Raw genomic sequence first — 22,026 nt, 5'->3', positions numbered from 1 at the left:
GGTCCGCGATACAGCGATCTGTGTCCGGCGCCTCGCCGGCCGCAGCCGAGTGGTCCACGGCCGGACGGCCGCGGCCGTACGCGTGCCGCGTGATCTGGGAGGAGACCCGCCGATGCCCGCCTTCGCACTGGACCCGGAACAGCTCGCGTGGTGCGAGGAGTTGCGGGCCCTGGCCGCCGACGAACTGCGTCCGCTGGCGGACGCCGGCGAGGAGGGCGCCCTCAACCGCGAACTGCTCGCCGCGCTCGGCCGGACGGGCCTCCTCGGCCGCCTCTTCGCGACGGACGGTCGGCCGGCGAGCGCACTCGACCTGTGCCTGCTGCGGGAATCGCTCGCCTACGCCTGCACAGAGGCGGAGACCGCCCTCGCCCTGCAGGGACTGGGCGCGGGCCCGCTCGCGCTCGCGGGCACGTCCGCGCAGCGCGAGCGATGGCTGGGCCGGATCGTCGAAGGCCGCGCCGTGGCCGCCTTCGCGCTGAGCGAGCCGGACGCGGGCAGCGACGCGGCGGCGCTCGCCCTGCGGGCGGAGCCCGACGGCGGGGGAGGGTGGCGGCTGACCGGCACCAAGAAGTGGATCTCCAACGCGCCGTTCGCGGACGTCTACTCCGTCTTCGCGCGGACGACGGAGGACGCCGGGGCGCGCGGCGTGACGGCCTTCCTCGTCCCCGCCGACCGCGCCGGACTGTCCGGTGAGGCACTGGAGATGCTGTCGCCGCACCCGATCGGCACCCTCGTCTTCGACGGGGTGCCGGTGACGCGCGACGACCTCCTCGGCGAGCCGGACGGCGGCTTCGGCGTGGCGATGAGCACGCTGAACCTGTTCCGGCCCAGCGTCGGCGCCTTCGCGAACGGCATGGCGCAGGCGGCACTCGACGCGGCGGTCCGACACGCGGGCAGCAGGCCCGCGTTCGGCGGCAAGCTGCGTGATCTGCAGGCCGTCTCCCACCAGTTGGCCGAGACGGCCACGCGGATCGAGGCGGCGCGGCTGCTCGTCTACTCCGCTGCCGCCGCCTACGACAGGGGCGAGCCGGACATCGCGCGGCGCGCGGCGATGGCGAAACTGCTGGCCACGGAGACGGCGCAGCGGGCAGTGGACGCCGCGGTGCAGATCCACGGCGCCGCCGCGCTCCAGCGCGGCCACCTCCTGGAGCATCTGTACCGCGAGGTGCGTGCTCCCCGGATCTACGAGGGCGCCAGCGAAGTGCAGCGCTCGATCATCGCGAAGGAGCTCTACAGGTGACCGACGCCGACGCCACGACCGGCTCCCGTCAGCCCTCCGGCCCGCACCTGGAGCGGATCAACCCGACTGAGCTCTCCCCGCCCACCGGGTTCTCCCACGCGGTGACCGCCACCGGCTCCCGGCTCGTGTTCCTCGCGGGGCAGACGGCCCTGGACTCCGGGGGAGCCGTCGTCGGCGACACGCTTCCCGAGCAGTTCGAGCAGGCTCTGGCCAACCTGCTGGAGGCTTTGAGCGCCTCCGGGGGCACCCCGTCCGATCTCGCTCGCGTGACTGTCTACACCACGGACGTCCCCGCATACCGCGCCCACGCACGGGAGTTGGGCGCCATCTGGCGGCGGCGGGCCCGCCGTGACTACCCGGCGATGGCGGTGATCGGCGTGGTCCGCCTCTGGGACGAGCAGGCCATGGTCGAGCTCGACGGCATCGCGGCCCTGCCCTGAGCGGCACGCTCGGCACCCCGGCTGGACGGGCTGACCCGTCTCGGGTCGGCTCTGGCCGGTCGAGCGATATTCCGTTGCCGTGTGGTGGCTGTGGTGATGGGCTCCGGCGATGGACCTGGAATTGGACGCGGAACTCGACCGGGACGCCGTGCTGGCGGCCTACGACGACGAGATGCGCCGAAACGCGCCGGCCGACGGGCCTGGCGTGCGAGTCGAGCAAGTCGGCGGTGTCGTGCGGCAGTCGGGGGTGGCCGCGGACTGGCCGGGCTGGACGGGAGTTCTCTGGTCCGACCTGGACGAGGAGACAGCGGACGGCGCGATCGCCGAGCAGATCGCGTACTTCGCCGCCAGGGGGCTGGAGTTCGAGTGGAAGCTGTACGCCCACGACCGTCCCGGCGACCTCGCGTCCCGGCTCCTGGCCGCCGGTTTCACACAGGGCGAGGACGAGACGCTGATGGTCGCCGAGTCGTCTGCGCTCCGCACCGACGTGGAGCTTCCCCGCGGCGTCCGGCTTCGCGAGGCGGCGGACGCGGCGGGCGTCCGGCTGATGGCGGACGTGCACGCGGCGGCCTTCGATGCGGACGACCCGGGTTTCCGCGCCCGCCTGGAGGCACAGTTCGCCGACAATCCGGGCGCGCTGGCGGCGGTCGTCGCGATGGCGGACGACGAACCCGTCTGCGCCGCACGGCTGGAGCTACCGCCGGGCGCGTCGTTCGCCGGGCTGTGGGGCGGCGGCACGGTGCCGGAGTGGCGCGGACGAGGGCTCTACCGGGCCCTCGTCGCGTACCGCGCGGGCGTGGCCGTACGGCGGGGCTACCGCTACCTCCAGGTGGACGCTTCCAGCGACAGCCGTCCGATCCTCCGGCGGCTGGGATTCACGGCACTCACCACGACCACTCCCTACACGTACCGGCCCGGTGCGGGTCCGCTCGGCTGAACTCCTCGTGCAGGGACTGGACTTGGGCGTAACCGGGGACGGGTGACGGGACGGGCGCGCCGTCCGGGGACCCGCCGTCAGCCGTGGCGATCGTCCAGGCAAGGTCCACGGCGTGCTGCAGGGCCGCCCGGAACGGCAGCGAGCCGAGGCCGACACGGCTCACGCCCGCGTCCGAGAGCCGGCGGGCGGAGGCGAGGCCGGGGGAGTGCAGAACGTTCAGCGGGACGGGCAACTCGCGTGCCACCGTGGCGATTTCGCCCAGCTCCACCAGCCCCGGGACGAACACCCCGTCGGCTCCCGCCGCCACGTACGCCGCGCACCGCCGCAGACAGCCACCGGGCGTGGCGTCCGTCCCGAGCCAGTAGGCGTCGGTGCGGGCGTTGACGAACAGTTCCGGAGCGGCGGCCTTCACCGCCCTGATCTTCGCCGCGTGCCGCTCCGTCCCGGTGAGCGTGCCGTCGGCGCGGCCGTCCTCCAGGTTGACTCCGGCGACACCTGCCTCCGCCAACTGCGAGGCGAGCAGGGCCACTTCTGACGGATCGTCGCTGAAGCCGCCCTCGATGTCGACGCTCACCGGCACCGGCAGGCGGGCGATCCCCATGCCGAGTGCCAGCGTGTGCGAACGGGCCGCGCCGCTGCCGTCCCGGAGGCCCGCGGCGGCGGCGACACCCAGGCTCGACGTGGCCACAGCGGGGAAGCCCCGCCGGTACAGCGCGGCCGCTGTCGCGTGGTCCCAGGCGTTGGGCAGCAGCAGAGGCCCCTCGTCTGCCCCGCGGTGGTGAAGCCGCCGGAAGGTCTCGAACTTGCTCATGCCGTCCCTGCCGTGTGCGACAGAGTGGCGCCGACGTCCATACCGAGCAGCTCCGCGAGTGCCTCGCGTCCCGTGGCCGTGACGCGCAACGCCCGCCTGCTGCCGACGCGTTCGCACCAGCCGCTCCCCAGCGCGTGCGTGCACAGGGCCGCCCCGGCGCGGCCTGCCAGATGCGGCCGGCGCTCCGTCCAGTCCAGGCAGGACCGCGCCATCGGACGTCGTCCGGACCGCTCCGACAGGTCCATGCCGAGATCCGCGAACCAGGCCACGCCGGTGTCCGTCACCGCGAAACCGGTCGACTGCTGCAGCAGCCCGCGCTCCAGCAGCGCGTCCGTGACGGCCACGCCCAGGGCGCCCGCCAGATGGTCGTAGCAGGTACGGGCCCGGGCCATCGCCGCTCCGGCCGAAGCGGACCGCAGGGAGGCGCGGGGCCGCGGCGGCGGTCCGGCATGCACCGAGAGATCCTCGATGAGCTGCGCGGCATCGGGCCCGGCCAGCCGCACATAGCGGTGCCGCCCTTGCCGCACCTCGGCCAGCAGCCCGCCGGCCACGAGCTTGTCCAGGTGGCTGCTCACCGTTGCCGCCGTCACGCCGACCGCCCGGGCCAGCTCCCCCGCCGTCCAGGCGCGGCCGTCGAGCAGCACCAGGCAGACGGACGCGCGGGTCCCGTCGGCGAGCAGCCCGGCCAGCGCCGCGAGCGGGCGGCCGTCGCGGGCCGGGCCGGGTCTGCACGAGCGTCCCGTATGGCCGGCGTGTTCCGTGCGGCTGGTGAGGTCCATACGGCCATGATGCGCCGCGGACGTTTCGGCGGCCGTCGAAGTGAGGGGCCGCGGCGCACCGGCCCGGCGGGTGAGGGCTACAGGACGGGTGCTGCGCTCGCGGGCTCGCCGAGGGCGTTGCGCATCTCGGGCATCTTCAGCTCGGTGTGGCGGCGCCATCCTCCGGCACGCTCGAAGGCGTACAGGGCGTGGATCGCGGCTGCGAGCGCGGCCGACTTGGGGGCGGGCCACTGCAGGATGTTCCCCATGTGCGACATCACCGCGAGGCTGACCTGGCGGTGCACGGAGATCTCCGCCAGGGCCGACTCCCGCAGGTGGTGACCGACGGCCTCGCCGTGTCCCAGCGCGATGAGGCGTAGCAACTCCTCGTGGCAGTAGGCGAGATGGGCGTCCTCGTCGTTGCTGATCATCCTGATCGCCCGGCTCGTCTCGACGTCGTCGCCGCAGGCCGTCAGCAGCATCGCCATCTGGGCGGCGGCCCGGTCCTCGGTGACACGGCTGTGCGCGAGGTAGATGACGATGTCCTCCTCGCTCAACTCCCGGTCGCGGCGCAGCTTCTCGTGCATGAGCCCGATGCCGCGGCGCTCCAGCAGCATGGTGTAGTCCGTCTCCGGCGGCACCTCGACGGGCTCCAGACCGCGCTTCTTCAGCAGGGCGTTGAAGATCCGGCCGTGCTTCTCCTCGTCCTTGCCGTGCTTCGTGATCTTGGGGACGAGGGGACGCATGCTCTCGGGGACCAGAGCTGCGATCCGGGCGTTCTCCCAGCCTCCTTGCGCCTCGCCGCTCGCGGCGATCGAGCAGAACAGCTGGAAGGAGCGGTCGTTGTCCAGGATCTCCCTGAACAGGCTTCGGGACGAGAGCATCGATGGCACCTCCGTACGGACGTTCCGCACAACCGAGTCAAAAGGGAGCGCGGGGAACCGGCAACAGCAGCGCCGGTTCCCTGCGCCAAACGCGGGAGTCGGTTCCCTGCGCCGAACGCGGGAGGTGCCGCCCCGGCCCCGGGTGCGGGGCCGGCTGCGGGACCGTGCTTCGCGTCAAGGGGCCTTGATGCGGTCAGGGCGGCAGTCCCGTACGGCGGCGAAGTAGTCGCCCAGCCAGGCGGTGCGCTCGCTGCCGGACATCGCCTTGAGACGGCGGACCGTCTTCCTGGAGGGGTCGCCGCCCCATGAGCCGTCCGGGTCAGCGCTCAGCCACGCCGAGACAGCCGAGGTGTACTTCTCCGGAATAGGTGTCTCCTGCGTCGCCGGCGACTTCGGGGGTGTGTCGAGCGCGGCCTCGTTCGGCCGGGGACGTGGGCGCCGGGGGCCGGGTGACCGTAGCCCGCCAGGGGCACCTCGACGAGCCGGTCCGGCGCGTTCGGGATGCCGTGGAGCCGTGCCTTCACGTCCTGCAGAGCCCGGGAGACGGGCGACACGAACGAACGGTGGAGGTTGATCATGCGCACCTTGGGGCTTCCGTCGCTGCACCTCAGCGCGAGCGCGCCGGGGTCCGTCCGCCACAGGCTGCCGGCGGTGCCGACGAGGACGCCCCCACCGGTCAGCGCGACCGCCAGGGCCACCTCGACGAGTCGTCGCCGCGCGGCGTAGGCGAGCAGAGCCGCGGCCGCCACCCCGCCGGACCACAGCGCCGACGCCGGTCCGAACCACCACGCGGGGGCGTCCCAGGGCAGCCAGTGCGTGGAGGCCGCCCCGAGCGGGCTGAGGGAGTCGTGGATGCTGACGCCGAAGGGGAAGAGGTCGTCCTCGGCGAGGCTGAAGAGGACGAGGCAGGTCAGACCCCCAGGAGGGGCGAGGCGAGGGGCAGGGGGAGCGGGTCTTGACGGTGCCCTCGGGTATGCCGCGCAGGTCGGGCGAGAGGCGGTCCAGCGCCGTTCCCAGGTCGCCGTACTCGAGGCCGCCGGAGAGCACACGCTCCTCCGCGGACGGTGCCACGGTCCGTACGGCGTCCGGCTCGCGGCTGGCGTGGGCCTGCTGGATCTCGGCGGCGCGGAGCTGACTCCGCTGGGCGTCCACGAGCCGCCGCGAGGCGATGACCCACAGCCAGCCGCCGGCTTCGCCCTTGTGCCGGCCGGCGGCGGACCGCCACGCGGTGACGAGGGTGTCCTGCAGGACTTCGGTGACGGTCTCGGGGTCCGCGCAGCGACGGCTCAGACGCGCGTGCAGCCAGCCCGCGTGACGGTCTCAGAGCGCGGCGAGCGCGTCCGGTTCGCCGGCGGCGACGGCACGCAGCAACTGCGCGTCGCCGCCGGAGGTGCGCGGCCAGCGGCTAGAAGCCTCCGCCGCCGAAGTCGCCTCCGCCGAAGCCCCCGCCGCCGAAGTCGCCTCCGCCGCCGAAGTCCCCGCCCCCGAAGTCGCCTCCGCCGAAGTCGCCGCTCCCGTCACCGAATCCCGCGCCGTACGCACCCGGCAGGAGCGCGTTGCCGAGCAGCGTGCCCGCCAGCAGTCCCGGCAGGAGTCCCCCGCCGAAGTAGCCGCCGGCCCAGGGGGCGTAGGCGGGACCGGCCTCCCAGTAGGGGCGGCGGCCCTCGGGGGTGTCGACGGTGCGGGTCATGGGTTCGTCGCCGTCGGCGAGGCGTGCCGCGTCGGCCGCACAGACCGGCACGGGACGCGGAGTGCCGCCGGGCGGTGCCCATTCGACGTCCTTCACGGACGGCCCGTGCCGGGGGTCGAAGAAGCACGGCACGTGGCGTTCGGGCAGCGGCCGGCCTTCGCGCCGCGCCTCCAGCGTCGCCAGGGCGAACCGCCCCTCCTCCAGCGACTCGGTGACCGGCCGTACGTCCTTGGGGCCGCGGGCCTGGGACATGCGCCGCTTCGCCTCGTCGTAGCAGTCGATGGCCCGGGTGTAGTCGTCGCGCATGACGTCGTCGGAGTCCCGGGCGTTCGGATCGAAGGCGATGCGGTCCAGCTCCTCGCCGAACGCCGTGATGTCCTCGTCCACGACGGGCCGCAGCTTCTCCAACTGCGCCTGCTCCTGCGCGACCTGGCGCTTGCGGGCCCTGTTCCTCGCGACGAAGCCGGCGCCCACGCCCACCACGAGGAGCGCGAGGAGCACCGTGAGGACGATGCTGCCGTCGCGGCCGACCTGGGAGCCGCCGTCCCAGGAGGCGGGGGCGCGGCCGTCCGCGTCCTTCACCGCGCCGTCGACGAAGCGGTCGAGCAGCTTGTCGGTGTCGCCGTCGGCGGACCGCTGGGCCGACTCGTCGAGGTTGCGGACCGTGCTCTGCGAGAGGACCGACCGGTCCGAGGCTGCGGCGAAGTCGTCACCGAGCGCGACCGCGTAGACGCCCCTGTCACCGACCTGGGCGCGCAGGTCCCGCAGGAGTGTGGAGGGCGGGAACTCGTCGGCCTTCGGGAGGACGGCGACGAAGATCGGCTTGTCGGCGTTCTCGATCTTGTCGGCGAGCGCCTCGGCGTCGGCGTCGGAGAGCCTGTCGGAGGCGCGCGGGTCGACGAAGACCGGGCTTTCGCGCAGCGCGTCCGCGACTTCCTCGACGCTGTCCGCTCTGGGAGCTGCGGAGGCGTCACCGGACGCGCCGGGCGCCATCGTGACCGCCACCGCTGCGAGGACGGCGGCCACCAGGAGCAGGAACGGCCGGAAGAGTCCGAATCGCCTGGTGGTACCCATACGCCATTTGTACCCCAATTCGAACAGGATGACCTGTCCGGGAGAGGGTCCGACGCTCGGGGCTGCCCGGCGGCCCTTGTCCTGCGGCGCGCGACACGGCACCGCTCCCGGGCCCGTGGGGGCCGGGAGCGATGCCGGTGTTCCTCGGACGTGCCTGCTGTTCAGATATCTCCGGTGCTCAGATGTCTCCGGTGCTCATGTGTCCTCGACGCTCAGCTGTCCCTGAACGTCTTTCCTCGGGTCCTCCGGCGTGCCCGGTGCCTCAGATGTCCCTGAACGTCTCGATCTGCGCGCCCACTTCGTTGAGGCGCTCCGCCAGGTCCTCGTAACCGCGGTTGATCACATAGACGTTGCGCAGCACCGACGTGCCCTCGGCCGCCAGCATGCCGAGCAGCACCACCACGGCGGGCCGGAGCGCCGGCGGGCACATCATCTCCGCGGCGCGCCAGCGCGTCGGGCCCTCCACCAGGACGCGGTGCGGGTCGAGGAGCTGGAGCCTGCCGCCGAGGCGGTTGAGGTCCGTGAGGTAGATGGCGCGGTTGTCGTAGACCCAGTCGTGGATGAGGGTCTGGCCCTCGGCCGAGGCGGCGATGGCGGCGAAGAAGGGGACGTTGTCGATGTTGATGCCCGGGAAGGGCATGGGGTGGATCTTGTCGGCCGGCGCTTCGAGCTTGGAGGGATGCACCGTGAGATCGGTGAGCCGGGTGCGGCCGTTGTCCGCCGCGTACTCGGGGCTCCGCTCGGCCTGCAGGCCCATCTCCTCCAGGACCGCCAGCTCGATCTCCAGAAACTCCACCGGCACCCGGCACACCGTCAGTTCAGAGCCGGTGACGACCGCGGCGGCCAGGAGGCTCATCGCCTCGACGGGGTCCTCGGAGGGCGAGTAGTCGACGTCGACGTCGATCTCCGGGACGCCGTGCACGGTCAGCGTGGTCGTGCCGATGCCCTCGACCTTGACGCCGAGCTCCTCCATGAAGAAGCACAGGTCCTGGACCATGTAGTTGGAGGACGCGTTGCGGATCACCGTGACGCCGTCGTGGCGTGCGGCGGCGAGCAGCGCGTTCTCGGTGACGGTGTCGCCGCGTTCGGTGAGGACGATCGGACGCTCGGGCGTGACGGCCTTCTCGACGACGGCGTGGTAGAGCCCCTCGGTCGCGGTGATGTCCAGTCCGAAGCGGCGCAGGGCGATCATGTGCGGCTGCACGGTGCGCGTGCCGAGGTCGCAGCCCCCGGCGTAGGGGATGCGGAAGCGGTCCATCCGGTGCAGCAGCGGGCCGAGGAACATGATGATGCTGCGGGTGCGGCGGGCGGCGTCGGCGTCGATGGCGTCGAGGTCGAGCTGTGCGGGCGGAACGATCTCGAGGTCGGCGCCGTCGTTGATCCAGCGGGCCCGCACGCCGATGGAGGAGAGCACTTCCAGGATCCGGAAGACCTCTTCGATGCGGGCGACCCGGCGCAGCACCGTCCGGCCCGAGTTGAGCAGCGAGGCGCACAGCAGCGCGACGCAGGCGTTCTTGCTCGTCTTGACGTCGATGCTGCCGGACAGGCGCCGCCCTCCGACGACGCGCAGGTGCATCGGGCCGGAGTAGCCGAGCGAGACGATCTCGCTGTCCAGCGCCTCCGAGATGCGGGCGATCATCTCAAGACTGATGTTCTGGTTGCCCCGCTCGATGCGGTTGACCGCGCTCTGGCTGGTCCCGAGGGCCTCCGCGAGTTTCACTTGCGTCCAGCCCCGGTGCTGGCGGGCGTCACGGATCAACTGCCCGATGCGGGCGAGGTAGTCATCAGTCATGCAGACGACGGTATCTCACATGTGAGATGACTTCGTGCCGAGAGTGTGGCGGCGAGTCGGCGGAAGCCGGTGGATCCGCGGCGTCCCGCCGCGTGGCGGCGAGGGCGCGTGCCGGTCCGGGACGGGGGCCGGACGCCGCGTCCGCCTGCGGATTCCCGGGGTGGCGTGGCCGCCCCGCCCATGCCTGCCGCGCCCGCCGCGGCGAGGCGGGCCGCCCCTCCCGCGTCCGGCCGGAGCTGTCCGCTTGTTGCGGAGTTGTCGAAAAACCCCGGGCGCCCGGCCCCGTGCCCAGCGAGACGTTTGCCGTCTTTTCCGGGGAGCACTTCGGCAGAGCCGGGGGATTGGGCATGACCGGCCGACGGTCGTGTACTAGAGTTATCTCGACATCGAGATAACTGCCGAAAGCGCACATACGACCGCTGCCGAGCAAGGCTTGCCTGCTCTCACAGCGCCCGTCCGGGGTCCCCGGCACCGTCCGGGGAGATCGGCAATGACGTACTGAAGGAGACTGTCGTGTCGGCGAACAGCTTCGACGCCCGCAGCACGCTGCAGGTGGGCGACGAGTCGTACGAGATCTTCAAGCTGGACAAGGTGGAGGGCTCGGCCCGTCTCCCGTACAGCCTGAAGGTCCTGCTGGAGAACCTCCTCCGCACCGAGGACGGCTCGAACATCACCGCCGACCACATCCGTGCGGTGGGCGGCTGGGACGCCAAGGCCCAGCCCAGCCAGGAGATCCAGTTCACGCCGGCACGCGTGATCATGCAGGACTTCACCGGCGTGCCCTGCGTGGTGGACCTGGCGACGATGCGCGAGGCCGTCAAGGAGCTCGGCGGCGACGCGGACCGCATCAACCCGCTCGCCCCCGCCGAGCTGGTCATCGACCACTCCGTGATCGCGGACAAGTTCGGCACGCCCGGTGCCTTCGCCGAGAACGTGGAGCTCGAGTACGGCCGCAACAAGGAGCGCTACCAGTTCCTGCGCTGGGGCCAGACCGCCTTCGACGAGTTCAAGGTCGTACCGCCCGGCACCGGCATCGTCCACCAGGTGAACATCGAGCACCTGGCCCGCACGGTCATGGTCCGCAACGGTCAGGCCTACCCCGACACCCTCGTGGGCACCGACTCGCACACCACGATGGTCAACGGCCTCGGCGTCCTCGGCTGGGGCGTCGGCGGCATCGAGGCCGAGGCCGCCATGCTCGGCCAGCCCGTCTCGATGCTCATCCCGAGCGTGGTCGGCTTCAAGCTGACCGGCGAGCTCCCCACGGGCACCACCGCGACCGACCTGGTCCTCACGATCACCGAGATGCTCCGCAAGCACGGCGTGGTCGGCAAGTTCGTCGAGTTCTACGGCGAGGGCGTCGGCGCCGTGCCGCTCGCGAACCGCGCCACGATCGGCAACATGTCGCCGGAGTTCGGCTCCACCGCAGCGATCTTCCCGATCGACGAGGAGACCATCAACTACCTGAGGCTCACCGGCCGTTCGCAGAGCCAGCTCGCGCTGGTCGAGGCGTACGCCAAGGAGCAGGGCCTGTGGCTCGACGCCTCGCGGGAGGCCGAGTACAGCGAGTACCTGGAGCTGGACCTCTCCACGGTCGTGCCGTCCATCGCCGGCCCGAAGCGCCCGCAGGACCGCATCGCCCTCTCGGACGCCAAGCAGCAGTTCCTCACCGACCTGCCCGACTACGTCTCCGAGTCCGTGACCGGCGGCGACGACCGCAAGCCCGGCGTCCCGCAGCAGGAGAAGCCGCACGGCGTGGCCTCCCCCGTGGACGAGGCCGGCTCGGAGTCCTTCCCCGCGAGCGACGCTCCGGCCTACGGGCACGACGAGAACGGCGAGGGCAAGCCGCGCTACACCGTCGGTGACTCCGCGGCGGGTGAGGGCCCGAGCAGGAGCGTCACCGTCACCGGTCCCGACGGCAAGTCCTACGAGATCGACCACGGCGCCGTCGTCGTCGCCGCGATCACCTCGTGCACCAACACGTCGAACCCGTACGTCATGGTCGGCGCGGCGCTCGTGGCGAAGAAGGCCGTGGAGAAGGGCCTCACCCGCAAGCCGTGGGTCAAGACCACCCTCGCGCCCGGTTCGCAGGTCGTCATGGACTACTACGACCGGGCCGGCCTCACCCCGTACCTCGACAAGCTCGGCTTCAACCTCGTCGGCTACGGCTGCACCACCTGCATCGGCAACTCCGGCCCGCTGCCGGAGGAGGTCTCCAAGGCCGTCAACGACAACGACCTCGCCGTCGCCGCCGTCCTCTCCGGCAACCGCAACTTCGAGGGCCGGATCAACCCCGACGTGAAGATGAACTACCTCGCGTCCCCGCCGCTGGTCGTCGCCTACGCCATCGCGGGTTCGATGAAGGTCGACATCACGACCGAGCCGCTCGGCACCGACCAGGACGGCAACCCCGTCTACCTGGCCGACCTGTGGCCCTCCGAGCACGAGGTGGAGGAGGTCGTGGCCTCCGCCATCGGTCAGGAGATGTACACGAAGGGTTACACCGACGTCTTCGCGGGCGACGCCCAGTGGCAGGCGCTGTCCGTGCCGACGGGCAACACCTTCGAGTGGGACCCGGAGTCCACGTACGTGCGCAAGCCCCCGTACTTCGACGGCATGGGCCGTGAGCCCTCGCCGGTCGGCGACATCTCGGGTGCGCGCGTGCTGGCCAAGCTGGGCGACTCCGTCACGACCGACCACATCTCCCCGGCCGGTGCGATCAAGGCGGACACCCCTGCGGGCCAGTACCTCACCGAGCACGGTGTGGCCCGCCGCGACTTCAACAGCTACGGCTCGCGGCGCGGCAACCACGAGGTGATGATCCGCGGCACCTTCGCCAACATCCGGCTGCGGAACCAGATCGCGCCGGGCACCGAGGGCGGATACACCCGGGACTTCACCCAGCCCGACGCTCCGGTCTCCTTCATCTACGACGCGTCGCAGAACTACCAGGCCGGCGGTGTCCCGCTGGTCGTCCTCGCCGGCAAGGAGTACGGCTCCGGCTCGTCCCGAGACTGGGCCGCCAAGGGCACCGCGCTGCTGGGCGTGAAGGCCGTCGTCGCCGAGTCCTACGAGCGCATCCACCGCTCGAACCTCATCGGCATGGGCGTGCTGCCGCTGCAGTTCCCCGAGGGGCAGAGCGCCGAGTCGATGGGGCTGACGGGCGAGGAGACCTTCGACATCACCGGGATCACCGCCCTCAACGACGGCGGCATCCCCGGGACGGTCAAGGTCACCACGGACAGCGGGGTCGAGTTCGACGCCACCGTGCGCATCGACACCCCAGGTGAGGCCGACTACTACCGCAACGGCGGGATCATGCAGTACGTGCTGCGCTCGCTGCTGCGCAAGTAGGCAGCGGCACAGCCGCGGAAGGCAGGCGCCGAGGCGGGTGCCGGGTACGTCCCGGCGCCCGCCTCGGCGTGCTCCGAGGCGGCGGGGACCGGGAGGTCTCAACTCGGGAAAGACTCACCATTCGGGTTGCTTTGATCTTGCCCTGTTGACGCCAAGTGGACTATACCTGTCGGCACCTCACGAGGGCCCCGTGCGCGCGGCGCTCATGGCGGTAGCGAGAAAAAGAGCACCACTCAGCTTCAACTGACCCGCGGTGTCGGGCCCTTCGCCGGTCGGCGAACGTCGGGAGACCGGAACACCGCCTGAGTCCTGGAGAAGGCGAGGACTTGAGCATGGGATCAACCAACGTCAACCGCCGTGATCTGATCAAGCGATCTGCCGCAGCCGGCCTCATAGCCGTCCCCGCGGTGGGCGCGCTGACCTCGTGTGCCAGCGGCAGCGGCGAGGACAACAAGGTCGACAAGGGCAAGAAGACCAAGGACAACCCGCTCGGCGTGAACAAGAGCGCGCCCCTGGAGATCTACATCTTCGACGGCGGCTTCGGCACCAAGTACGCCGAGGACGCCCAGGCCGTCTACGAGAAGAACTTCCCCAAGGCCAAGACCAAGCTGAAGTCGACCCAGAAGATCCAGTCGGTGCTCCAGCCGCGCTTCAACGGCGGCACGCCCCCGGACCTGATCGACAACTCGGGCGCCGAGCAGATGGACATGGGCGTCCTGGTGGGCAAGAAGCAGCTCACCGACCTCACGGAGCTGCTGGACGCGCCTTCCATCGACGACCCGAACAAGAAGGTCCGCGACACCCTGCGCCCCGGCGTGGTGGAGATGGGCCAGTTCGACGGCAACCCCGTCTGGATCCTGTACTACGCGTACACCGTCTACGGCGTCTGGTACTCGCAGAAGGCGCTGGACAAGCTCGACGTGGAGTACCCGGAGACCTGGGACGACATGCTCTCCGTCTGCGCCAAGGCGAAGAAGAAGGGCATCGCGGGCTGGACGTACGCGGGCAAGCACCCCTACTACCTGCCCTTCAGCCTCTACCCCTTCATGGCCAAGATCGGCGGCACGAAGGTGCTGGAGGCCATCGACAACCTGGAGCCGGACGCCTGGAAGCAGCCGGCCGTCAAGGCCGCCCTCGAGGCGTACTACGAGCTGTACAAGAAGGGCTACGTCCTCGACGGCACCCCCGGGCTGGACCACATCGAGTCGCAGACCGCCTGGAACGAGGGCAAGGCGCTGTTCATCCCGAACGGCTCCTGGGTGGAGAACGAGGCGAAGAAGACGACGCCCAAGGACTTCGACATGCGCGTCGCCGCCCCCTCCGGTCTGGACAGCGGCGACGAGCTGCCGTTCGGCACCCTGTGGGCCTCCGGCGGTGAGCCGTTCATCGTGCCGGCCAAGGCCAAGAACCCCACCGGCGGCATGGAGCAGCTGCGGATCATGCTCGGTGAGAAGTCCTCGAAGAACTTCACCAAGCAGGTCTCGTCGCTGACGTCCTTCGACGGCGGCACCGACGGCCTGGACCTGCCCCCCGGCCTGAAGTCGGCCGTGGGCGCCCTGGACAAGGCGGGCAAGAACATCGTCAACCCCCGCATCCAGGACTGGTACGTCGCCCTGCAGAAGGAGAAGATCGGCGTGGCCTGCCTGGGCGAGATGATGGCCGGCCGGATGACTCCCGCCGAGGCCATGAAGAAGGCCCAGCAGTTCACCGACGAGGCGCGTGAAGACGACTCCATCACGCACTACAAGCACTGAGCGAGCGTGACCAGCGGCGGCAGCACTTCGATCGGAGTCGGTGAGTAATGGAGCACGGCAAGTACCGGTTCATCGTGGGGTTCTTGATCGCCCCCCTCACGATCTACGCGGTCTTTGTCATCTGGCCTTTTGCCCAGTCGATCTACTATTCGTTCACCGACTGGACCGGCCTGAGTCCCGACTTCAAGATGGTCGGCTTCGACAACTACGCCAAGCTGTTCGGCGACGACGTCTTCTGGAAGTCGTTGCAGCACAGCCTGCTGTTCCTCGTGCTGCTGCCGCTGGTGACGATCAGCCTCGCGCTGTTCTTCGCGTTCATGATCAACGTCGGGGGACGGCGGCGGAAGAACTCCGCCGTCTCCGGCGTGCGCGGGTCCGGCTTCTACAAGATCGTCTACTTCTTCCCGCAGGTCCTGTCGATCGCCATCGTCGCGCTGCTCTTCCGTTTCGCGTACAACCCGCGCAGCGGCTCGCTCAACGCGGCGCTGGACGCTGTGGGCCTCTCCTCGCTGAAGACGGCGTGGCTGGGCGACCCGGAGACGGCCCTGTGGGCCGTCATGGCCGTGATGGTGTGGAGCACGGTCGGCTTCTTCGTCGTCCTCTTCTCGGCCGCCATGACGTCCATCCCGCGTGACTACTACGAGGCCGCGCTGCTGGACGGCGCGGACCGCATCACCACGTTCTTCCGGATCACGCTGCCGCTGCTGTGGGACACCGTGCAGTCCGGCTGGATCTACATGGGCATCCTGGCGCTGGGCGCCGAGGCGTTCGCGGTGGTGCAGATCATGACGACGGGCCCCGGCGGCCCCGCCTACTCGACGACCGTGCTTCCGCTGTACGTGTACTTGAAGGCGTTCCGCGACGGCCAGGCCGCCTACGCGACGACGATCGGCGTGGCACTCCTCGTGGTGACCCTGGCCTTCGCGGCCGTCGTGCTGAAACTCGGTCGCCGGGAGAGGTTGGAGTACTGATGAAGAGCGCCGGCACCCTTCCGGAGGAACCGGAGATGACGGAGACGCAGTCGGTGGGCAAGGCACTCACCGCCGACCCGTTGCGCGGCTCCGCCGACAAGGAGAGCGCACGGGGCAGCGAGGGGAGGACCCTCAACGTCTTCTCGCACGGGATGCTCGTCCTGTGGGCCGTGATGGTGGTGATGCCCCTGCTGTGGGCGGTGATGACGTCCTTCAAGGACGACAAGGCCATCTTCACCTCGCCCTGGTCGCTGCCGACTTCGCTCAGCTTCGACAACTGGTCGCGCGCCTGGAGCCAGGCGCACATGAGCGAGTACTTCTTCAACACCCTGCTGGTGGTGGGCGGTTCGCTGTTCGGCACCATGCTCCTGGGCAGCATGGTGGCGTACGTTCTCGCCCGGTTCGACTTCCCCGGGAACCGCTTCTTCTACTTCCTGTTCATCGGCGGGATGAGCTTCCCGATCATCCTGGCCCTCGTGCCGCTCTTCTACGTCATGAGCAACACCGGGCTGCTGAACACCCGGCATGGCCTGATCCTCGCCTACATCGCGTACTCGCTGCCGTTCACGACGTTCTTCCTGACGTCCTTCTTCCGCTCGCTGCCGACGTCGGTGGCGGAGGCGGCGCTCATCGACGGGGCCTCCCACACGAGGACCTTCTTCCAGGTGATGCTGCCGATGGCGAAGCCCGGTCTGATCAGCGTGGGCATCTTCAACTTCCTCGGCCAGTGGAACCAGTACATGCTGCCGACGGTGCTCAACACCGACCCCGACCAGCGGGTGCTCACCCAGGGACTGGTCGAACTGGCCGCCAGCCAGGGCTACAAGGGGGACTGGTCGGGCCTGTTCGCGGGGCTGGTGATGGCGATGCTGCCCGTGCTGGCGGCGTACATCATCTTCCAGAGGCAGGTCGTCGCCGGTCTCACGGCGGGCGCGCTGAAGTAGGTTCGCGCTTGCGCTCACGCTCCTGCGGGCCTCCACAGGTGAGCGCAATACCTCGCTCAAGGTCTTGACGGGAGAGATCCCCTCGGGCTCTGCTTAGAGTTCATATGTTGGAGGCATGCCGTTCCATTGACGCGGTGCGGCGGACGGTCCGATGGTCGCGCCGGCCGTCGAGGCGGGAGTGGATCAGTGGTGGAGACTCCGGGGTCGCAGTCCTCTCTGCACCGGGCCAATCTTGAACGGGTCGTGCGCGCGGTGCGGATGGCCGGCTCGCTGACCCAGGCGGAGATCGCCCGTACGACCGGGCTGTCCGCGGCGACGGTCTCCAACATCGTCCGGGAGTTGAAGCAGAGCGGCACCGTCCAGGTGACCCCCACCTCCGCCGGCGGGCGCAGGGCGAGGGCGGTCTCCCTCAGCGGTGACGCGGGCGCCGTGGTCGGCGTCGACTTCGGCCACTCCCATCTGCGGGTGGCCGTCGGCAACCTGGCGCACCAGGTGCTCGCCGAGGAGGCCGAGCCGATCGACGTGGACGCCTCCGCCGACGAGGGCTTCGACCGCGCCGAGCAGCTCGTCCACCGCCTCGTCGCGGCCACCGGCATCAGCCGCGAGAAGCTGATCGGCGTCGGACTCGGCGTCCCCGGCCCCATCGACGTGGAGACGGGCGAGCTGGGCTCGACGTCGATCCTGCCGGGCTGGGCCGGCACCCACCCCCGGCAGGAGCTGGCCTCGCGCCTGGGCGTGCCCGTCTACGTCGACAACGACGCCAACCTCGGCGCGCTCGGCGAGCAGGTGTGGGGCAACGGCCGCGGCGCGGGCGACCTTGCGTACATCAAGGTCGCCAGCGGCGTCGGCGCGGGCCTCGTCATCAGCGGCCAGATCTACCGCGGCCCGGGCGGCACGGCGGGCGAGATCGGGCACATCACCCTCGACGAGTCGGGGCCCGTCTGCCGCTGCGGCAACCGCGGCTGCCTGGAGACGTTCACCGCCGCCCGCTACGTCCTGCCGCTGCTGCACTCGAGCCACGGCACGGACCTGACGATGACGCGCGTCGTCGAACTGGCACGGGACGGCGACCCGGGCTGCCGCCGCGTGGTGGCCGACATCGGCCGGCACATCGGCAGCGGCGTCGCCAATCTGTGCAACCTGCTCAACCCCAGCCGCGTCGTGCTCGGCGGCGACCTCGCCGAAGCGGGCGACCTGGTTCTGGGTCCTGTGCGGGACTCGGTGGCGCGGTACGCGATCCCCAGCGCCGCACGGCAGTTGACCGTCGTGCCGGGGACCCTCGGCGGCCGCGCGGAGGTGCTGGGCGCGCTGGCGCTCGTGCTGAGCGAGATGGGCGACGCGACGCTGCTGGACCCGGCGGGCGGCTCCTCGCACGGCGCTCAGGTCAAGGGCGAGCCGGGGACGAGGCGGAACAGATCGGCGTCGGCGCGTGCCGGAGCCTCCCCAGAGGGCGGCCGGCGGCGGACGCCCGTCGGCGCGGTGGTGGGATTCTCCTGACGCGTCGCGCGTCGCGCGGCGGGGCGCTTCCGACTCCGTACCGGGCCCGGACGGTTACCTAAAGTACCGTTTTGGGTTCACGGAGATAACGGATGGCATCGTTGCCGTCTCGTTAATGATTTACTTCTTGACGCTTGACTTCCCTGAGAGTTGACTTCCGACCACCTCGGCCGCAACGACGCGGCCTCGTCAGGGAGGTTGGAACCCCATGAACGCAAAGGTGCGTCGCGTCGTCATAGGTACGGCGGCCGTCTCGATGGCCCTGTCGCTCGCCGCGTGCGGCAAGGCCGGCGGTGGCGACGGCGGCGGTGGCGGAGACGACAAGACCATCGGTCTTCTGCTGCCGGAGAACAAGACCACTCGCTACGAGACGTTCGACCGTCCGTACATCGAGAAGAAGATCAAGTCACTCTGCTCGGAATGCAAGGTGAAGTACAACAACGCCTCGCAGGACTCCGAGACGCAGAAGAAGCAGTTCGACGCGCTCATCGCCCAGGGCGTCAAGACGATCATCCTCGACGCCGTGGACGCGCAGGCCACCAAGTCGTGGGTGGACCGGGCCGCGAAGAAGGACGTCAAGGTCGTGGCGTACGACCGCCTCGCCGAAGGCGACATCTCCGCCTACATCTCCTACGACAACGAGCGGATCGGCGAACTGCAGGGCCAGGGCCTCGTCGACGCGCTCGGGGACAAGGCGAAGGACAGCAACGTCGTCATGATCAACGGGTCGCCCACGGACCCGAACGCCCCGCTGTTCAAGAAGGGCGCGCACAGCGTGCTCGACGAGAAGGTCAAGAAGGTCGTCTACGAGCAGGACATCCCGGACTGGTCGCCGGACGAGGCGAACAAGAAGATGGGCGCCGCGATCACCAAGCTCGGCAAGGACGGCTTCGACGGCGTCTACGCCGCCAACGACGGCATGGCCGGCGGCGTCTCGACCGCCATGAAGAAGCAGGGCGTCAAGGACGTGCCGCTCGGCGGCCAGGACGCCGAACTCGCCGGTCTGCAGCGCATCATCAAGGGCGACCAGACGCTCACGATCTACAAGGCGATCAAGCCGCAGGCCGAGACGACCGCCGAGATCGCGGTGGCTCTCCTCAAGGGCGAGAAGATCGACGAGTTCACGCCCAAGAAGGTCGACAGCAAGAGCAAGAAGGGCGTCCCGTCCCAGCTGTACGACGCCAAGATCGTGACCAAGGACAACATCAAGGACACGATCCTCAAGGACAAGGTCTACAAGGTCGACCAGATCTGCACGCCGCAGTTCGAGAAGGCGTGCGAGGCAGCCGGTCTGCAGTGACCCCCCGGGCCACGGCGAGTGGCCCGCAGCCATCGGGAAGTAAAGGCCGCCGCCCCCGCCCGCCGGGGGCGGCGGCCGACGGAAGATCGGAGTTGGCCCAGTGGCGAAGGAAGCCGTACTGGCGCTGCGCGGGATCTCCAAGCGGTTCGGCGCCGTGCAGGCGCTCACCGACGTGGATCTGGAAGTACGACCCGGCGAGGTGATCGCCCTGGTGGGCGACAACGGCGCCGGCAAATCGACCCTGGTGAAGACCATCGCCGGAGTCCACCCCATCGACGACGGCACCATCGAGTGGGAGGGCAGGGCGGTCGCGATCAACAGGCCGCACGACGCCCAGGACCTCGGTATCGCCACCGTCTACCAGGACCTCGCCCTGTGCGACAACCTGGACGTCGTCGCCAACCTGTTCCTCGGCAACGAGGTGCGCAGCGCCGCGGTCCTGGACGAGATCGCCATGGAGAAGCGGGCGATGGAGCTGCTGGACACGCTCTCCATCCGCATCCCCAGCGTCCGCATCCCCGTCGCGTCGCTCTCCGGCGGCCAGCGGCAGGTCGTCGCCATCGCCCGCGCGCTCATCGGCGACCCCAAGGTGGTCATCCTCGACGAGCCGACCGCGGCGCTCGGCGTCGAGCAGACGGCCCAGGTCCTCGACCTCGTGGAGCGGCTGCGGGAACGCGGCCTCGCCGTCATCCTCATCAGCCACAACATGGCGGACGTCAAGGCCGTCGCCGACCGTGTGGCCGTGCTGCGCCTCGGCCGCAACAACGGCGTCTTCGACGTGGCGAGCACCTCCAACGAGGAGGTCATCGCGGCGATCACAGGCGCTTCGGACAACGCGGTCACCCGCCGCCAGGCACGCACCGCGACGGCCGGCACCGACAAGGAGGTGGCCAAGTGAGCGACACCGTCGACAAGGAACGCGGCGAGAGCGGTCCGGCGTCGGACGCGCTGACGAAGACCCCGGACGCGGCCGCCACCGGCGACGGCGCCGCGGTAGACCCGAGGCTCCTCGTACGCGAACAGGGCTTCGCGGGCTACCTGACGGACTTCAAGCGTCGGCTGAAGGGGGGCGAGCTCGGCTCGCTGCCCGTCGTGCTCGGGCTGATCATCATCGCCGTCATCTTCCAGTCGCTGAACGAGAACTTCCTCTCCGCGGGCAGCGTCAGCGACATCGGCGTCTACATCGCCGGTACAGGCATCATGGCGACCGGCATCGTCTTCGTGCTGCTGCTCGGCGAGATCGACCTGTCGGTCGGTTCGGTCGCCGGCGTGGGCGCCGCCGTCTGGGCGGTCCTCAGCGTCACGAACGGCGTGAACGACTGGCTGGCGGTGGTCATCGCCATCGGCTCCGGCCTCGCCATCGGCACCCTGCACGGCTTCTTCTTCGCCAGGGTCGGCGTACCCGCCTTCGTGGTCACCCTCGCCGGGTTCCTCGGCTGGAGCGGCCTGCAGATCTGGCTGATGGGCTCCGAGGGCAGCATCAACACGCCCGAGGGCAGCGTCGTCGAGGACCTGACGGGCTACTACTTCGAGGACATCGCCGCCGCCTACGGCCTGGCACTGGTGGCCGTACTCGCCTACGGGGCGGCCCTGCTGACGGACGCCAAGCGGCGCCGGGCGGCCCGCCTGCCGTTCAGGCCCGTCAGCGAGATCGTGGTGCGCACGGCGGTCGTGGCGGTGGTGGCGTTCGTCGCCGCCTACGTGCTGAACCAGTCGCGGGGGCTGCCCCTGGCGCTGGTGCTCTTCCTCGCCGTGCTGGTCCTCGCCGACTTCGTGGTGCGCCGCACCACCTACGGTCGGCAGATCTTCGCGGTCGGCGGCAACGCCGAAGCGGCACGCCGGGCCGGCATCAACGTCGAGCGGGTCCGCATCACCGTCTTCGGCATCGCGGGCATGCTCGCGGCCTTCGGCGGGCTGTTCATCGCCAGCCTCTCCGGCGGTGCCACGAAGAGCCTCGGCGCCGGCAACACGCTGATGAACGTGATCGCCGCAGCCGTCATCGGCGGTACGAGCCTCTTCGGCGGCCGCGGCAAGATCTGGTCGGCGCTGCTGGGCATCCTCGTCATCCAGTCGATCCAGCAGGGCCTGAACCTGCTCGGCATGGCGAGCGAGATCCAGTACATGATCACCGGTGCGGTGCTCCTGGCCGCCGTCGTCATCGACTCCGTCTCCCGCCGTACGCAGAAGACGGCCGGACGTACTTAGCGGGCCCAGGCGACCGCCCGGACCAGTCCGCGGTGAGAGCCGACGTGAGGCGCCCGGCCGGGGTTTCCCGGCCGGGCGCCTCACGCGTTCCCGCCGGGCCGGGCGCCTCGTGCGTCCCCGCGCAGCCTCACCACTTCCGTACGCCCGGATCAGTGAAGTCCGGCCCGCGGCCTCTTCCCCGCTCGTGGCCGCCGGGAGCCCGCCGGCCCGCTGCCGCCGCGCCCAGTCGGGTGACCCATCTCGCACGGCCAGAAGAACCCGCCTCCGGTAGGAACATTAGACTCGTCTGAATCAGCACAGTCGAGATGCTCGACAGCAAGGAGGCACCGTGGATAAGGGGCCGCGCTCCGCGCGTCATCCCGGGTCGGGGGCGGT

The 22,026-nt window shown here is 70.3% G+C and carries 16 protein-coding genes and 1 pseudogene; 11 read left to right on the top strand and 6 right to left on the bottom strand.

Annotation, left to right across the window (positions count from 1 at the left end):
* The first annotated feature begins 112 nt into the window (after positions 1–112).
* From IEY56_RS21480 to IEY56_RS21470, 3 genes are all read left to right on the top strand, one after another.
* The gene (locus IEY56_RS21480) at positions 113–1,240 is read left to right on the top strand and encodes an acyl-CoA dehydrogenase family protein (RefSeq protein WP_189038912.1); all 1,128 of its coding nucleotides are present in this window, start codon (positions 113–115) and stop codon (positions 1,238–1,240) included.
* Entirely contained in the window at positions 1,237–1,680 is a 444-nt protein-coding gene (locus tag IEY56_RS21475; protein WP_229712089.1) for a RidA family protein, read from the top strand. The genes IEY56_RS21480 and IEY56_RS21475 overlap by 4 nt, the downstream gene beginning before the upstream one ends.
* 109 nt (positions 1,681–1,789) lie before the next feature.
* On the top strand, positions 1,790–2,617 hold the full coding sequence (locus IEY56_RS21470; protein WP_189038911.1) for a GNAT family N-acetyltransferase: 828 nt from the start codon (positions 1,790–1,792) through the stop codon (positions 2,615–2,617).
* Here the strand turns inward: IEY56_RS21470 and IEY56_RS21465 are convergent.
* The 6 genes and pseudogenes from IEY56_RS21465 to IEY56_RS21440 form a co-directional block, all read right to left on the bottom strand.
* Positions 2,565–3,428 carry an isocitrate lyase/PEP mutase family protein gene (locus IEY56_RS21465; protein WP_189038910.1) on the bottom strand — a complete coding sequence of 288 codons (864 nt, stop codon included), beginning with the start codon at positions 3,426–3,428 and terminating at the stop codon, positions 2,565–2,567. The genes IEY56_RS21470 and IEY56_RS21465 overlap by 53 nt on opposite strands.
* The gene (locus tag IEY56_RS21460) at positions 3,425–4,207 is read right to left on the bottom strand and encodes a helix-turn-helix domain-containing protein (RefSeq protein ID WP_189038909.1); all 783 of its coding nucleotides are present in this window, start codon (positions 4,205–4,207) and stop codon (positions 3,425–3,427) included. The genes IEY56_RS21465 and IEY56_RS21460 overlap by 4 nt, the downstream gene beginning before the upstream one ends.
* Positions 4,208–4,284: 77 nt before the next feature.
* Positions 4,285–5,070, bottom strand: coding sequence for a ferritin-like domain-containing protein (locus IEY56_RS21455; RefSeq protein WP_189038908.1), 786 nt, complete (start codon positions 5,068–5,070; stop codon positions 4,285–4,287).
* Positions 5,071–6,015: 945 nt separating this feature from the next.
* A pseudogene (locus IEY56_RS21450) lies at positions 6,016–6,441 on the bottom strand (RNA polymerase sigma factor); the annotation flags it as partial.
* A 34-nt stretch (positions 6,442–6,475) separates the two neighbouring features.
* Positions 6,476–7,834, bottom strand: coding sequence for a hypothetical protein (locus IEY56_RS21445; protein ID WP_189038907.1), 1,359 nt, complete (start codon positions 7,832–7,834; stop codon positions 6,476–6,478).
* A 262-nt stretch (positions 7,835–8,096) separates the two neighbouring features.
* Positions 8,097–9,626 (bottom strand): helix-turn-helix domain-containing protein, encoded by a 1,530-nt coding sequence (locus IEY56_RS21440; protein ID WP_189038906.1) that lies wholly within the window; start codon positions 9,624–9,626, stop codon positions 8,097–8,099.
* Between the two features lie 513 nt (positions 9,627–10,139).
* Here IEY56_RS21440 and IEY56_RS21435 point away from each other — a divergent pair.
* The 8 genes from IEY56_RS21435 to IEY56_RS21400 all read left to right on the top strand — a co-directional run bounded on the left by IEY56_RS21435 (position 10,140) and on the right by IEY56_RS21400 (position 21,651).
* Positions 10,140–12,980 carry an aconitate hydratase gene (locus tag IEY56_RS21435; RefSeq protein WP_189038905.1) on the top strand — a complete coding sequence of 947 codons (2,841 nt, stop codon included), beginning with the start codon at positions 10,140–10,142 and terminating at the stop codon, positions 12,978–12,980.
* Positions 12,981–13,312: 332 nt separating this feature from the next.
* Positions 13,313–14,734, top strand: coding sequence for an N-acetylglucosamine/diacetylchitobiose ABC transporter substrate-binding protein (gene ngcE, locus IEY56_RS21430; protein ID WP_189038904.1), 1,422 nt, complete (start codon positions 13,313–13,315; stop codon positions 14,732–14,734).
* Between the two features lie 47 nt (positions 14,735–14,781).
* Positions 14,782–15,705 (top strand): carbohydrate ABC transporter permease, encoded by a 924-nt coding sequence (locus IEY56_RS21425; RefSeq protein ID WP_189038903.1) that lies wholly within the window; start codon positions 14,782–14,784, stop codon positions 15,703–15,705.
* A 35-nt stretch (positions 15,706–15,740) separates the two neighbouring features.
* Entirely contained in the window at positions 15,741–16,649 is a 909-nt protein-coding gene (locus tag IEY56_RS21420) for a carbohydrate ABC transporter permease (RefSeq protein ID WP_189038997.1), read from the top strand.
* A gap of 189 nt (positions 16,650–16,838) precedes the next feature.
* A complete protein-coding gene (locus IEY56_RS21415) occupies positions 16,839–18,146 on the top strand; it encodes an ROK family transcriptional regulator (RefSeq protein ID WP_189038996.1) in 1,308 nt (435 codons plus the stop codon).
* Between the two features lie 208 nt (positions 18,147–18,354).
* Complete coding sequence (locus tag IEY56_RS21410) at positions 18,355–19,446, top strand: substrate-binding domain-containing protein (protein WP_189038902.1); 1,092 nt, start codon at positions 18,355–18,357, stop codon at positions 19,444–19,446.
* A 100-nt stretch (positions 19,447–19,546) separates the two neighbouring features.
* Positions 19,547–20,344: an ATP-binding cassette domain-containing protein gene (locus tag IEY56_RS21405; protein WP_045865694.1), complete on the top strand. Its 798-nt coding sequence runs from the start codon at positions 19,547–19,549 to the stop codon at positions 20,342–20,344.
* On the top strand, positions 20,341–21,651 hold the full coding sequence (locus IEY56_RS21400) for a sugar ABC transporter permease (RefSeq protein WP_189038901.1): 1,311 nt from the start codon (positions 20,341–20,343) through the stop codon (positions 21,649–21,651). The genes IEY56_RS21405 and IEY56_RS21400 overlap by 4 nt, the downstream gene beginning before the upstream one ends.
* Positions 21,652–22,026: the final 375 nt, after the last annotated feature.

The sequence above is a fragment of the Streptomyces daqingensis genome (genome assembly GCF_014645895.1).
Taxonomy (GTDB): domain Bacteria; phylum Actinomycetota; class Actinomycetes; order Streptomycetales; family Streptomycetaceae; genus Streptomyces; species Streptomyces daqingensis.
Note: the sequence above shows the minus strand (reverse complement) of the source record. Positions and strands in the feature narration are given on the sequence as shown.

Coding starts and splice junctions, on each gene's coding strand:
- IEY56_RS21445 (WP_189038907.1), bottom strand. CDS start 7,834: ATGGGTACCACCAGGCGATTCGGACTCTTCCGGCCGTTCCTGCTCCTG.
- IEY56_RS21440 (WP_189038906.1), bottom strand. CDS start 9,626: ATGACTGATGACTACCTCGCCCGCATCGGGCAGTTGATCCGTGACGCC.
- IEY56_RS21455 (WP_189038908.1), bottom strand. CDS start 5,070: ATGCTCTCGTCCCGAAGCCTGTTCAGGGAGATCCTGGACAACGACCGC.
- IEY56_RS21410 (WP_189038902.1), top strand. CDS start 18,355: ATGAACGCAAAGGTGCGTCGCGTCGTCATAGGTACGGCGGCCGTCTCG.
- ngcE (WP_189038904.1), top strand. CDS start 13,313: ATGGGATCAACCAACGTCAACCGCCGTGATCTGATCAAGCGATCTGCC.
- IEY56_RS21465 (WP_189038910.1), bottom strand. CDS start 3,428: ATGAGCAAGTTCGAGACCTTCCGGCGGCTTCACCACCGCGGGGCAGAC.
- IEY56_RS21480 (WP_189038912.1), top strand. CDS start 113: ATGCCCGCCTTCGCACTGGACCCGGAACAGCTCGCGTGGTGCGAGGAG.
- IEY56_RS21420 (WP_189038997.1), top strand. CDS start 15,741: ATGACGGAGACGCAGTCGGTGGGCAAGGCACTCACCGCCGACCCGTTG.
- IEY56_RS21425 (WP_189038903.1), top strand. CDS start 14,782: ATGGAGCACGGCAAGTACCGGTTCATCGTGGGGTTCTTGATCGCCCCC.
- IEY56_RS21470 (WP_189038911.1), top strand. CDS start 1,790: ATGGACCTGGAATTGGACGCGGAACTCGACCGGGACGCCGTGCTGGCG.
- IEY56_RS21460 (WP_189038909.1), bottom strand. CDS start 4,207: ATGGACCTCACCAGCCGCACGGAACACGCCGGCCATACGGGACGCTCG.